The organism is Mesorhizobium sp. C089B (assembly GCF_030323125.1).
Classification (GTDB): Bacteria; Pseudomonadota; Alphaproteobacteria; order Rhizobiales; family Rhizobiaceae; genus Mesorhizobium.
The window spans coordinates 309,093-320,648 of the sequence record NZ_CP100469.1 but is presented as its reverse complement, the minus strand read 5'-3'; the positions used below and the strand labels follow the sequence as shown (position 1 = coordinate 320,648).

The window sequence follows — 11,556 nt, the reverse complement described above, 5'->3', positions numbered from 1 at the left end:
TTCCTTTTGCCTTTAATTCACCGAGTGCGGCGGAGGCCTCAAGCAGTTCTTGGACAATTACTGATCCTGATATCTCCACCGGGCCTCACAGAATATATTAGGCTCGCTCCCCAGCATACTGCTGATCTGAATGCCCGCGGTCCTTCTTCCCGTTATCCCCCTGGCTTTCAACATTGACGTTTCTCTCTTTCTGCGTCGTAGCCATCACTTCACCGTCAAGGGTTCCGGCATTGTCGCGAAAATGACCTGCCCAGGAACAGGATCATGGAGTCGCTTCGCTCGAATGCCAACCAAACTGTACATCCCTCATGATCGTTTGCTGCCCTGAATCTCCTGGGTCGATACGAATGGAGCGTCCGGCAAGATAGTTGGGCAGAACCAGCGCAATCGCGTGGTCGCCAGCACCGAGGGGTAGTTGAAACGACCGGCCGGCCACAAAAGCTCCATCCTCGCCTCCGTGTGGTGAAAAAAAGATCTCGAACACATCTGGGCTGTTCAGCGTAAGCTGCAGGCGAACACAGGGGGTTGTGCGGCTGCTATCCGAGACGGGCACGGTGGCTATCATTTGTGGATCAGGGGCGGTCGCAAGAAAACCACTCGCGCCAACAACCATAGCTTGAAGCTTCGGCTCACCGGTGGCAGGGGCAAAATCTCTGCATTCCCTAGCAGCCAACTCGTCGCGCGCGACCAGAGCCTGACCCAGCGTGCTGGACCACGAAAGAGGGCCGATCAACACCGAATCGACGACCGCTCGCTCGACGCGGCTGACGATCAGCCGCTGGCTGGCGAGCACCGCGTTCGTGATCCCCTGTGGATCGGAAAGGTCCATAAAGTATTCGACGGCGTGTCGGAATGGCTGCGTCAAGCCTATGACTTTATTGTAGAACGAATCATGCAAGATTACGGTGGAGACCGCTTGGTCGACCTGCTTGAACGAAGAAAGCGCCTCTATTTCCGCCGGGGTGTCTATCTCACTTTCGGGTTCGCCGTTACCTACCAGCAGCATACGCGTCTCGAGATCTGTCGGATTCTGAGCCATTTTCCCGGCTAGTACTGGCGGCCGCACCCCGTTGCCATCGGGGAAGATCGCTACGAGCAATTGGCGAAAGGCGATGGCCGCACCAAAGTAGCTCCAGTGGGTGTCTGTCTTGCGATACAGATCGGTGCCGTTTGAACGTCCTTTTGCCTCCTGCAGTGCGCTTAAGTGATCAACAATCCGAGGTGCTTTGGCTCTGATCGTCGATCGCAGAAGGTCGGCACTCTGCTGTTTGCAGGCCCAGTATTTTTCAAAGTGGGGGTCGAGAAATTCTGGATATACTGTCGACTTATCAGGCGCTATCGTAAAATACATCTCAATGCCGGAAGCACCGGCGACGTCAATCATGGCATCCATACGTGAGACAGCCAATTCCACGTTATACCGTTCCTGACATTTCCCCTCGAACCAGTCGCCTTTCCAGTATATCCAGCCGTCTCTTCCAGTAGCGATGTTGTTGTGGTCGTATTGGCGAACGACTTTGAGTAATACGGCATTTCGAATGGAAATGGCGGACCGCTTTAACCAGGAACGCTCCAGAAGGGCGGAAGCCAGCTGATCGAAAGCGCCGCTTGAACTTGCCCGCAGAGATTCCGGCGCAGGAAAAGCGGTAAAGTCCTTCTGACCATAAGGTTCAACGGCGCCGCGAACAGCCAGCACCAACAGCGGCGACGCGATGATGACCACGAAGGCCGCGGTGACTATTGCGCTGCATATTTTTCTGGCTGTTTTCATCAGAATTGGAAATACAGGAACGGAGTGTAGCCACCGCTCAGCGCCAACACCTGACATACCATCAGGGCAACAACCGTGTAGCAGGCGCCAGTGACATACAGCCTATCGCCTCTGGTCTCGCTTGTCAGCAACTGGCCGAACGAAAGCCGGCCGGGCAAAACGTAAATTGCTGCACCTACCACAAGGGCGATCAAGCTGGTCGTGGCTATTGGCGCAGCCGCATCGAGGCTGAATGCACCAGCGGCGCCGGGCGAAGCCATCGCCTTCCACAAAGACATTGCCTGTTCAAGCGACGTCGAGCGGAACAGCGGCCAGCTCAGCGTCACGACCGGCAGGAAATAGGCATATCGCAGCCACCCCTTCTCCAGCACTTTCGGCCAGGTGCCGGTGGCCACGCGCTCGACCAGGATGAAAAGCCCGTGGAACATACCCCAGCAGAAAAACGTCCAGGAGGCGCCATGCCAGAGGCCGGTTACCGCGAAGACGATCAACAGGTTTCGATAGGTCGCGATCCTGCCATGCCGGCTTCCCCCCAGCGGGATGTAGAGATAGTCGCGAAACCAGCTTGAAAGCGAGATGTGCCAGCGTCGCCAGAATTCGGTGATCGAACGGCTGGCGTAGGGTCTCTCAAAATTTTCCGCAAAGCGGATGCCGAACATGCGGGCAAGCCCGATGGCCATGTCGGAATAGCCGGAGAAGTCGAAATACAACTGGATGCCGTAGGTCGCGGCCGCCAGCCATGCCGTGGCAAAACCTATGGTGTCGTGGGGTGCGGCGAAAATGGCATCGGGGATCGGCGCAATACCATCGGCTATGATCACCTTTTTCATGAGGCCGTGAGCGAAGCGGGTGGCCCCAGTGGAGAAGTTCTCGAGAGATATTCTCGGCGCTCGAAAATCATCCACGACGTCGCGGAACCGCACGATCGGGCCGGCAATCAGGTGCGGAAAAAATGTGAAGTACGTACTGAAGAGCACGACACTGCGCTCTGCCGGAATGTCGCGGCGGTAGACGTCGATCAGGTAAGACAATGCCTGAAAGGTAAAGAAGGATATGCCGATGGGGAGGACTATGCCGGCGAATGTCGCCGACAGATTGCTGCCGGAGGCGAGGTCAACGTTCACCGCTATGAAATCGAGATATTTGAAGAACACGAGAATGCCGACCAGCAGGACGATTGCCGCCCCGACAACTACATTTCTCAATCGCGCGCTTTTGCAAAGGTCGATAGCGAGCGCGCCGAAATAGGCGATGACTACATCCGCGATGAGTATGATTACATACGACCCTGACGACCAATAGTAGAATGCCAAGCTCAGAACGAGCAGGCTTGGCCGAAAGGCAGAGGGCTTGGCAAAAAGAGCTATGGCAAGTGCGATAGGCAGGAAGAAGAAAAGAAAATTACTTGCCGAAAATACCATCCTGCCTCCAACCACGCCCACGCTCGGTGACCACCTCAGCTCTAAGAGCCAAGTTTGCCACCCAAGACCTCACCATCTATATCGAATATAGCGCGCAAGGATCGGCCAAAATACAAAACATGTCCCAACGGCGAAAATATCGACAAAATGTATGAGCATTCGGCAATTCTCTCTGAATCGTCCCTGCTCAGATAGTAGACGCCTCGCCTGATCTGTAAATGCTTATCTCTATGCACAGGTTGTTGATAACGCGCCCAAGCCGCTAGAGCGTTTCATCGTTTAGGGAAACGGCGAGACACTCTATCTCTTGTTCTGACGCAATTCCGAAGGAAAGCGCTAAGCGCTTTCCTGGGAACACACACTTTTCTTGGAATTGCTCTAAGGCGCTACGCCGAGCTGTCGGCGCACCGGTCCCAGCCCTCAATGCAACGTCGGGTCGCCGGCGAGCAGGGCGCGCGGCCCGGTCGTTTCGAAACTGACCTGGTCGCGGCCGTTGGACTTGGCCTTGTAGAGGTGCCGGTCGGCCGTCAGGAACATGTCGGCATAGGTGGTGGGTCCGCTGAAGGCGACGCCACCGATGCTCACCGAGAGCGGACAGGGCCGTCCATCCGGGGCAAACTCGACCTCGCGGATGCGCCGCCGGATCCCCTCGGCAACCAGCCAGGACTGCGACGGGTCGGCGCCAGGCAGGAAGATGGCGAACTCCTCGCCGCCGATGCGCCCGACGATGTCGGCGCCGCGCAGCTGGGCCTTGATCGTCTGCGCAATCAGCTTGAGCGCCTGATCGCCGCAATCGTGGCCCAATCGATCGTTGATGGTCTTGAAATGATCGGCGTCGACGATCAGCAGGGCGCCGGCATCGACGACGGCCTGGCTGCGCGCCTGTTCGAGATAGGCCTCGACCAGCATCGAAAACGCGCCGCGGTTGAACACCGCGGTCAGGCTGTCGGTCGCCGCGACGATGCTCAGATTCTTCTGGGCGATCGCCAGCTGGCGCATCTTGTACATCAGGAAAGAGAAGAACGATCCACCCAGCACGAGCGGCAGCAACAGGTCGGTGAGCTGCGCCCAGCGCAACGCTTCGGGCGACAGCGACGGAAAATTGTAGGAATCGACAAGGAAGGCCGCCGCGATACAGATCGCCGTGCCGACAACCGTGACTGCTATGACCCTGCCCAAGCTCGTGGGCGAAAGATCGACCCGCATGCCATTTCTCCCACTGTGTTCGCCATTTTGCAGCGGGAACACAAATGAAACCCTAAAATCTTACCTGCAATTCGAATGTGGTTAACCAGAACAATTCCAGGAAAGTGTGAGCAGCTTTCCCGGGAGAAGCGCGTGGGCGCTTTCCCTGAGAATTACCAAGACAAAGGGATAGCGCGTTTCACCGTTTCCGTTAAACGATAAAAAACTCCGGCAATCGAAAGGCGCGATCGGTTGCCTTGTGAGTGGCGACAAAAAGCCCGCCACTTGCGCGGCGGGCTTTCCGACTGGCCGGAGGCTTCTCGTCAGCGCATGTCCCTCGGGAAGTCTGGGCCATGCGGTAGGAGAGTGCCGTAAAGCCTCACGGCTGGCTCGACACTCCCGGCGAAACCTGTCTCAGCGACGCGAGATCATAAGGCATAGCTGCCGCAGATCGCTGTCGTAGGTGCCCTCGCTGGCGAGCACATCGACGCAGCGCTTCTTCATACGTGTCAGCTGGCTGTTCGACATGCTAGCGACGATACCGGGTGTCCCAGGGGTGCCTGGTGTTCCAGGAGTTCCTGGAGTGCCGGGGGTACCGGGCGTGCCCGGCGTTCCGCCAATGCCGACGCCGACACCGACGTTGATGCCGCTGCCGACGTTGACGCCGACACCGGCATTGATACCTCCGCTGCCGCCGACCGTGGCCCCAACACCGGCATTGATGCCACCGGCTCCGCCGACCGTCGCGCCAGCGCCAGCCTTAATGCCGCTGCTACCGCCGACTGAGGCGCCGAGGCCTGCTGTAACGCCGCTATTGCCGCCGACCGTTGCGCCAGCACCCGCCTTGATACCGCCGCTGCCGCCAACCGAGGCGCCGGCACCGGCCTTGACCCCGCCGCTGCCGCCGATCGAAGCGCCAACACCGGCATTGATGCCGCCAGCACCGCCGATAGATGCGCCGACACCGACGCCAATTCCGCCGCCTGCATTCGCGGGAGCGGCAAAAATGACGATAATTGCACCCGCCGCCAGTGTTCTAGCGATTTTTTGAGTGATATTAACCATGACACTCTCCTTGTTGCCGTTCTGCTTTGTGCATTGCAACATGCCAGCAAACCAAAGCAGACATATGCTTATGCACTCACAGCTACGCACGAGTCTTCCTTATAGTTTCTTTATTTTTTCCAAGAATAAGGATTGTAGTTCTCAAGGCGTGCACTGGTCTGCTAAAAAAAAATATGTTTTTGCTTCAATATTTAAACTTTGTTTAATTCTCTCGACAGAAATTCCACCGGAGTTGGAGCGGGTTGTGGCTGCGGCGGCCTGGAGCCGAAGGCCCACAAAAGGCGGGCCACTGACAGCCCAGCCATCTGGCCCAGTCACCGGGCAGCGTTGTGCCGACAGGGTCCTCAAACCCGGCTTGGATCCAGAGCTGGTGCCGGGCATCGACGGCCGCGCAAATGCACCGGTTAACGCTCCCGTGCGTTTAAACGGGAAGCGCGGTCAGGAGATCAGGCGTAGGCGCGGCCTTCGTCGGTGCGTTGGAAAAACGCCAGGTCGAGCTGCACCGAAGGCCGGCCGAGAATGGTCAGGATGGTATGCGCCTGGCCGCGGTGATGGGTCTGGTGGTTGAAGACGTGTCCCAGCGCCGGCGCCAGCCGCTGCGAGACGGTGCGCATGTCGGAAACGGTCATGTAGGAGAAGCGGCCGGACAAAGCCTTTTCGGTCAAACCGCCGACCCAGTCGACGATCCGCCTGTCCTCGGCCTCACGCGCCAGCTTTAGACCAGGCAATGCGCGGTGCAGGATGGCGTCGAGCTTTGCCGGCGCGTCGCCCTCGCCGGTGAAGCGTTTCATCCAGATGCGGTCGGTGGCCAGCAGATGGTTGAGCGTGCCCATCATCGAGCCGAAAAATGCGCCGACATCGCGGTTGAACTCTTCTTCGTCAAGTGCGGCGACGGCATCGTAGATGCGGCCATTGGCCCATTGATTGTAGGCCGCGAACATCATGAAATGCTGTTTCATCTTTTTCCCGCCGACGAGTTCCGCTTCAGCCGCAGGCGCCTAATTAGACCGCGAGGACGCAGCCGCCAATGACCATTCTGTTCTATGAACTCGTCGGACACGACGCGACCCGTCCGCTCAACCGGCATTGCTGGAAGGAGGCGGCGGCAGCAGCTTAGGGAATAGGCAGTAGGCAATAGGGTCTGAGCGCTGTACTGCCTACTGCCTACTGCCTGCTGCCTACTGCCTACTGCCTATTCCCCACACAAGTCTCCTGATCGCCATGCCACCACCCCCCGATTTCACCGATGATTTTCGCGCCGGGCTGGTCACGCTGCTGCGCTGGCGCCGGGATGTGCGGCGCTTCGAGCGGACGGCTTTGCCCGAGGATACGCTGGAGCGGCTGCTGGAGCTTGCCAGCGTCGCGCCGTCCGTCGGTCTCAGCCAGCCGTGGCGCTTCGTGGTGGTCGAGAGCGCCGAGCGGCGGGGCGCGGTGAGAGACTGTTTCGAGCGCTGCAATGCCGAGGCGCTGGCATGCTTTTCGGGCGAGCGCGCCGCTCTCTATGCCCGGCTGAAGCTCGCCGGTCTCAATGAAGCGCCCTGCCAGTTCGCGGTTTTCGCCGACCGCACGACGCAACAGGGCCACGGGCTCGGCCGCATGACCATGCCGGCGACCATCGACTATTCGGCCGTCATGGCGGTGCACACACTGTGGCTGGCGGCGCGGGCGGAAGGCATCGGCATGGGCTGGGTGTCGATCCTCGACGCCGCCGAGATGGCCGCAATCCTGGACACCCCGCCTGAGTGGACGCTGATCGGCTATTTCTGCCTCGGCTATCCCAGCGAGGAGCATGAGATGCCGACGCTGGAGCGCGAGGGCTGGGAGCGCCGGCGGCCGCCCGTTGTTATCAGGCGGTAGTGATACTGACAGTCACTTCGCGCCCTCTTTGCCGACCAGCTTGACGCAGATCGGGTCGCCCTTCGGCATCAGCGTGCATTGCCATTCGGGGCCGAAGCCGAAGTTCGTATCTGTGCGGAGTCCCGGAAAGAGCAGCATAACAAGGCCCACGGCAGCAAAAATGCCGATAATCAATAGGCTCCCTTTTATGTCGCCCGGCCTGAGGTGGTGGTAGGGCCAGCGCGTCCCGTCAAACATGGTCCGATGTCTTTCCATTCCGCTGGTTTCCCTTCGAAACCGTGCGTGCCTGCGCAATCGCCATTTTCCCGCAAAGCCTTGCCTTTGACCACAGCGTTGCGAACGGCCATGCGGGCGGTCGCGGTCGAATAACGCTGCCGGGGCGCCTCCCCTTGGCAATGGGCCGGGCGGCTTGTATAGAGCCCGCCACTCCACATTCCGATCTCAAGACTTTCCATCTCAAGACAAGGACGACCCCATGGCGCTCGAACGCACCTTTTCCATGATCAAGCCGGACGCGACCCGGCGCAATCTTACCGGCGCCATCACCAAGATGCTGGAAGAGGCCGGCCTGCGCGTCGTCGCCTCACGTCGCGTGTGGATGAGCCGCCGCGAGGCCGAAGGCTTTTACGCCGTCCACAAGGATCGTCCGTTCTTCGGCGAACTGGTGGAATTCATGTCGTCGGCGCCGACCATCGTGCAAGTTCTGGAAGGCGAAAACGCCATTGCCAGGAACCGCGAAGTTATGGGCGCGACCAACCCCGCCAACGCCGCCGAAGGCACCATCCGCAAGGTCCACGCGCTGTCGATCGGCGAGAATTCCGTGCACGGCTCCGACGCGCCGGAAACCGCCGCGCAGGAGATCAAGTACTGGTTCTCCGACACCGAGATCGTCGGCTGAGCCGACGCGAACCAATGTATGCAAGAGGCCGGCACTTCGCCGGCCTTTTTCTTTGGTCAGGTCCCGGCTTCGGCTTCATGCCGCTTTCAACGGATGAGCGGCGTGTCCCAGAGGTCGCCGAGCAGCGTTTTCAGCTCCGTGAAACGCTTCTCGCCCAGTTCCTCGGCCCATTCCCGTTCGACGTCGAGCAGGATGTCGGCCATCTTCTGGTATGCGGCGCGCCCGCGGTCGGTGAAGTGGACGACGGTCCCGCCGCTCTCATCGGGTGCCGCCGAGCGAGTGATATAACCCATCGCTTCCAGCGTCTTCAGCAGTTGATTCATGGCCTGCTTGCTCATCGCGGCGCGCTCGGCGAGCGCGCTCGGCCGAAGGCCATCCGGGCCGGGATATTGGATCACCGCCATATGCGGCGGGCTGAGGTCCTCGAAACCCGACGCCCTGAGATCCCTGATCAGCTTGCGGTGAATGGCCATGGCCGGAACGCGCAGCAGCGCACCGATCAGCGGTGGCTTCGTTGGCGGTTCTTCCCTGGATAATGGCATTGACACTCGGGTAAATCGAGTTTACTCATTTCGGTAAATCGGATTTACCACATGGGAGGGTGAAATGCTAGACAGAGCTAGCCAGATCAGCGTCAATCCGGCCGACGAGACAATCAGCCATGGCGGCCTTGCCGTGCGCTTCCTGCTTACCGGCGACCAGTCGAACGGCAGCATCGCCGCCTTCGAACTGACGGTCGCCGGCTCGCAGCGCCTGCCCGCCCCGGCGCACAGCCACGATCACTATGAAGAGACGATGTACGGGATCGAAGGCGTGCTGATGCTGACCGTCGACGGACACCGGCACGATATCGGGCCGGGCCAGGCGCTGTGCATTCCGCGCGGCGCGGTTCACCGCTTCGACAACGACACCGCCGCGACCGCCAAGGTGCTGTGCGTGGTGACGCCGGCGGCGATCGGCCCGGACTATTTTCGCGAGGCCTTCGCCATCTTCAGCACTGGCGGCCCGCCAGACCGCACCAGGCTGATGGACCTGATGCGCCGGTTCGGCCTGACGCCGGCGCCCCCGCCGCCGCAGTCTTGATTCTTAGCTCGCTGCGTTGAAGCGCAAGATATCGTGGCCGTCCTTGTCGGCGATGATCAGCTTGCCGCCATCGACACGGTATGACGCCGCCTTGGCGAGCGCCTCGAACAGCGCCTTTTCCTCGGCCATGATCTCCGGCGCGCAGGCCTTGTAGGTCGAGCCGATGTCGCTGATGACGATGGTCTCGCCATCGACCTTGGCGGTGGCGAAATAGGCGTTGCACGGGCCGCTGCCGCCCGCCTTGCCGGCTTCGCTGACCCGGAACGTCGCCTGCGGCTCCGAAATCACGCCGATACCGTCGATATATTCGACTAGCCAGCTCTGGCCGAACAGCGAGGCCGAGGTCGGCTTGTCGCTCGGCGCCACCATTTTCAGCACAATGGCGTGCGGCGCCTCGCTGAGCGGATCGACCTGATAGCGCGAGTCCGTGACGAACAGCAGCTTGTCGTCGGCGGTGATGCGCGCCTGCAGCGCATAGGTCATGTTGGGCCGGATCACCGTTGGATCGAAGCTGATCTCGAACTTGATCGGCACCTGGCCGGCCGGCGCTACCTTGCGCTCGCCGACAATGGCGGCCGGCGCATCGGCCAGCGATACATCGGCAAGTTGAACCGACAGCACGGCGTTGGGCGGCAGCGCGATGCGCTCGCGATACATCACCTCGCCCTTCAGGGTTTTCTCGGCGGCGACGGAAGGCTCGGGAACGGCCAGAACGCCGATAACCAGCGGCACAAAACCGAAGACGAAGAATTCGGCGATCCTGTCCAGCATGCCCTTGCTCCCTTTTTGCCGATGCGATTTGGCCAAGGGAATGCGGTCAATACATGGCTGCGCCGAGATTTATTCGGGCCGCGCCTTCCAGCGCGCCGCAGCCTGGTCGTCGGCGTCCTTGGCCTCGACCCAGCCGCCATCGGTGCCGTCCACGCGGTGCTCCTTCTTCCAGAAGGGTGCACGCGATTTCAGGAAATCCATCAGGAAATTGGCCGCTTCGAACGCCGCCTGCCGGTGCGAGGACGCCGCCACCACCAGCACGATGTTTTCGCCCGATGCGATCTTGCCGTGGCGATGGATGACGGTCAGGCCTTGCAACGGCCAGCGCTGAAGCGCCTCGCCGGCGATCCGGCTGATTTCGGCCTCGGCCATGCCTGGATAGTGCTCGAGTTCCAGCGCCGACAGCTGGCCCTGCTCGTCGCGGCAAAGTCCTGAGAAGGACACCACGGCGCCGATGTCGGCGCGACCCCCGGTCAGTTTCGCGATCTCGGCGGCAACGTCGAAATCGTCGCGCTGGATGCGCACCGTCGGCGCGCCGGACATGGTGTCAGCCCCCGGTCATCGGCGGAAACAGCGCGATCTCGCGCGCGCCGGCTATCTTCTCGCGATGCTCGACATGTTCCTGGTTGATGGCGACCCGGATCACATCAGGATATTGCAGCGCGTGCTCATATTCCTCGCCACGCGATTTCAGCCAGCGCAGGAGGTCGGCCACCGTCTCGATACCGGCGGGCAGTTCGACATCCTCTTCCGGCTTGCCGATCCGTTCGCGCACCCAGGCGAAATAAATGAGCCGGGTGATCATCTCACTCGTCCATGATGTGCTTGAGGCCGGCGCGGAAATAGTCGTAGCCGGTGTAGAGCGTGACGAGGGCTGCGATCCACAGCAGCACCAGTCCGGTCTGCGTGGTCAGCGGGAAGATCTTGTCGCCGGCAGGCCCAGCCAGCAGGAAGGCGATGGCGACCATCTGGATGGCGGTCTTCCATTTGGCGAGCTGCGTCACCGGCACCGAGACTTTCAATGCCGCCAAATATTCGCGCAGCCCCGAAACCAGGATTTCGCGGCACAGGATGATGATTGCCGCCCACAACGACCAGCCTGCGATGCCGGCATGGCGGTCGGTGTCGGCGGCGAGCAGCAGCAGGCAGGTGGCGACCAGCAGTTTATCGGCGATCGGATCCAGCATCTTGCCGATGTTGGACGTCTGCTGCCAGGCGCGCGCCAGATAGCCGTCGAGATAGTCGGTGATCGAAGCCAGCAGGAAGATGATCAACGCCGACCAGCGGGCGAAGTCGCTCGATTTCAGATGCCCCTCGAGAAAAAAGCACAGCACCACCAGCGGCACCGCGACGATGCGGGCATAGGTAAGCATATTAGGCAGGTTGAACGCGCGCTTGGCCATATCTCAGGGACTCTTTCTGCCTGCGTACTCAAATCAGAACCGGATGTAGGGGGTCAACAGGCGAGATTCGATTGGCCAGACGAAAATAGCGCGCGATTGCCG

The 11,556-nt window shown here is 60.4% G+C and carries 14 protein-coding genes; 3 read left to right on the top strand and 11 right to left on the bottom strand.

All coding sequences use genetic code 11. The annotated features are described in order from the left end of the window. Positions 1-262: 262 nt before the first annotated feature. The 5 genes from NLY44_RS01550 to NLY44_RS01530 form a co-directional block, all read right to left on the bottom strand. A complete protein-coding gene (locus tag NLY44_RS01550; RefSeq protein ID WP_023805652.1) occupies positions 263-1,771 on the bottom strand; it encodes an alginate O-acetyltransferase AlgX-related protein in 1,509 nt (502 codons plus the stop codon). Beyond that, positions 1,771-3,192, bottom strand: coding sequence for an MBOAT family O-acyltransferase (locus tag NLY44_RS01545; protein WP_023733885.1), 1,422 nt, complete (start codon positions 3,190-3,192; stop codon positions 1,771-1,773). Before NLY44_RS01545 ends, NLY44_RS01550 begins: the two co-directional genes overlap by 1 nt. A gap of 420 nt (positions 3,193-3,612) precedes the next feature. Then, positions 3,613-4,398 carry a GGDEF domain-containing protein gene (locus tag NLY44_RS01540; RefSeq protein ID WP_023705331.1) on the bottom strand — a complete coding sequence of 262 codons (786 nt, stop codon included), beginning with the start codon at positions 4,396-4,398 and terminating at the stop codon, positions 3,613-3,615. Positions 4,399-4,791: 393 nt separating this feature from the next. Continuing rightward, the gene (locus NLY44_RS01535) at positions 4,792-5,442 is read right to left on the bottom strand and encodes a hypothetical protein (RefSeq protein WP_023689083.1); all 651 of its coding nucleotides are present in this window, start codon (positions 5,440-5,442) and stop codon (positions 4,792-4,794) included. A 446-nt stretch (positions 5,443-5,888) separates the two neighbouring features. Next, complete coding sequence (locus tag NLY44_RS01530; RefSeq protein ID WP_023673440.1) at positions 5,889-6,401, bottom strand: DinB family protein; 513 nt, start codon at positions 6,399-6,401, stop codon at positions 5,889-5,891. 262 nt (positions 6,402-6,663) lie between these two features. Between NLY44_RS01530 and bluB the strand changes: the two genes are divergently transcribed. Beyond that, positions 6,664-7,299 carry a 5,6-dimethylbenzimidazole synthase gene (gene bluB / locus NLY44_RS01525; RefSeq protein WP_023705333.1) on the top strand — a complete coding sequence of 212 codons (636 nt, stop codon included), beginning with the start codon at positions 6,664-6,666 and terminating at the stop codon, positions 7,297-7,299. Positions 7,300-7,311: 12 nt separating this feature from the next. Here the strand turns inward: bluB and NLY44_RS01520 are convergent, their stop codons facing one another. Beyond that, on the bottom strand, positions 7,312-7,536 hold the full coding sequence (locus tag NLY44_RS01520) for a hypothetical protein (RefSeq protein ID WP_023754715.1): 225 nt from the start codon (positions 7,534-7,536) through the stop codon (positions 7,312-7,314). A gap of 238 nt (positions 7,537-7,774) precedes the next feature. Here NLY44_RS01520 and ndk point away from each other — a divergent pair, with 238 nt between their 5' ends. After that, positions 7,775-8,197, top strand: a complete 423-nt coding sequence (gene ndk, locus NLY44_RS01515; RefSeq protein ID WP_023705335.1) for a nucleoside-diphosphate kinase — start codon at positions 7,775-7,777, stop codon at positions 8,195-8,197. 86 nt (positions 8,198-8,283) lie between these two features. Here the strand turns inward: ndk and NLY44_RS01510 are convergent, their stop codons facing one another. Next, on the bottom strand, positions 8,284-8,739 hold the full coding sequence (locus NLY44_RS01510) for a MarR family winged helix-turn-helix transcriptional regulator (RefSeq protein WP_023805653.1): 456 nt from the start codon (positions 8,737-8,739) through the stop codon (positions 8,284-8,286). 64 nt (positions 8,740-8,803) lie between these two features. Here NLY44_RS01510 and NLY44_RS01505 point away from each other — a divergent pair, with 64 nt between their 5' ends. Further along, positions 8,804-9,280, top strand: coding sequence for a cupin domain-containing protein (locus tag NLY44_RS01505; RefSeq protein ID WP_023684729.1), 477 nt, complete (start codon positions 8,804-8,806; stop codon positions 9,278-9,280). Between the two features lie 3 nt (positions 9,281-9,283). On the opposite strand, the gene NLY44_RS01500 is transcribed toward NLY44_RS01505, so the two are convergent. The 4 genes from NLY44_RS01500 to pgsA all read right to left on the bottom strand — a co-directional run bounded on the left by NLY44_RS01500 (position 9,284) and on the right by pgsA (position 11,454). After that, complete coding sequence (locus NLY44_RS01500; RefSeq protein ID WP_023715085.1) at positions 9,284-10,051, bottom strand: YbaY family lipoprotein; 768 nt, start codon at positions 10,049-10,051, stop codon at positions 9,284-9,286. A 69-nt stretch (positions 10,052-10,120) separates the two neighbouring features. Then, positions 10,121-10,594 (bottom strand): molybdenum cofactor biosynthesis protein MoaE, encoded by a 474-nt coding sequence (locus tag NLY44_RS01495; protein WP_023684727.1) that lies wholly within the window; start codon positions 10,592-10,594, stop codon positions 10,121-10,123. Between the two features lie 4 nt (positions 10,595-10,598). Next, a complete protein-coding gene (moaD, locus tag NLY44_RS01490; RefSeq protein WP_023673448.1) occupies positions 10,599-10,856 on the bottom strand; it encodes a molybdopterin converting factor subunit 1 in 258 nt (85 codons plus the stop codon). A gap of 1 nt (position 10,857) precedes the next feature. Next, positions 10,858-11,454 carry a CDP-diacylglycerol--glycerol-3-phosphate 3-phosphatidyltransferase gene (pgsA, locus tag NLY44_RS01485; protein WP_023673449.1) on the bottom strand — a complete coding sequence of 199 codons (597 nt, stop codon included), beginning with the start codon at positions 11,452-11,454 and terminating at the stop codon, positions 10,858-10,860. Positions 11,455-11,556 lie beyond the last annotated feature (102 nt).

Bases quoted from the DNA above. Each gene is read 5' to 3' on its own strand.
- NLY44_RS01500 (WP_023715085.1), bottom strand. From the start codon at position 10,051: ATGCTGGACAGGATCGCCGAATTCTTCGTCTTCGGTTTTGTGCCGCTG.
- moaD (WP_023673448.1), bottom strand. From the start codon at position 10,856: ATGATCACCCGGCTCATTTATTTCGCCTGGGTGCGCGAACGGATCGGC.
- NLY44_RS01530 (WP_023673440.1), bottom strand. From the start codon at position 6,401: ATGAAACAGCATTTCATGATGTTCGCGGCCTACAATCAATGGGCCAAT.
- NLY44_RS01550 (WP_023805652.1), bottom strand. From the start codon at position 1,771: ATGAAAACAGCCAGAAAAATATGCAGCGCAATAGTCACCGCGGCCTTC.
- NLY44_RS01495 (WP_023684727.1), bottom strand. From the start codon at position 10,594: ATGTCCGGCGCGCCGACGGTGCGCATCCAGCGCGACGATTTCGACGTT.
- ndk (WP_023705335.1), top strand. From the start codon at position 7,775: ATGGCGCTCGAACGCACCTTTTCCATGATCAAGCCGGACGCGACCCGG.
- NLY44_RS01520 (WP_023754715.1), bottom strand. From the start codon at position 7,536: ATGTTTGACGGGACGCGCTGGCCCTACCACCACCTCAGGCCGGGCGAC.
- NLY44_RS01505 (WP_023684729.1), top strand. From the start codon at position 8,804: ATGCTAGACAGAGCTAGCCAGATCAGCGTCAATCCGGCCGACGAGACA.
- NLY44_RS01535 (WP_023689083.1), bottom strand. From the start codon at position 5,442: ATGGTTAATATCACTCAAAAAATCGCTAGAACACTGGCGGCGGGTGCA.
- NLY44_RS01545 (WP_023733885.1), bottom strand. From the start codon at position 3,192: ATGGTATTTTCGGCAAGTAATTTTCTTTTCTTCTTCCTGCCTATCGCA.
- NLY44_RS01540 (WP_023705331.1), bottom strand. From the start codon at position 4,398: ATGCGGGTCGATCTTTCGCCCACGAGCTTGGGCAGGGTCATAGCAGTC.
- NLY44_RS01510 (WP_023805653.1), bottom strand. From the start codon at position 8,739: ATGCCATTATCCAGGGAAGAACCGCCAACGAAGCCACCGCTGATCGGT.
- bluB (WP_023705333.1), top strand. From the start codon at position 6,664: ATGCCACCACCCCCCGATTTCACCGATGATTTTCGCGCCGGGCTGGTC.
- pgsA (WP_023673449.1), bottom strand. From the start codon at position 11,454: ATGGCCAAGCGCGCGTTCAACCTGCCTAATATGCTTACCTATGCCCGC.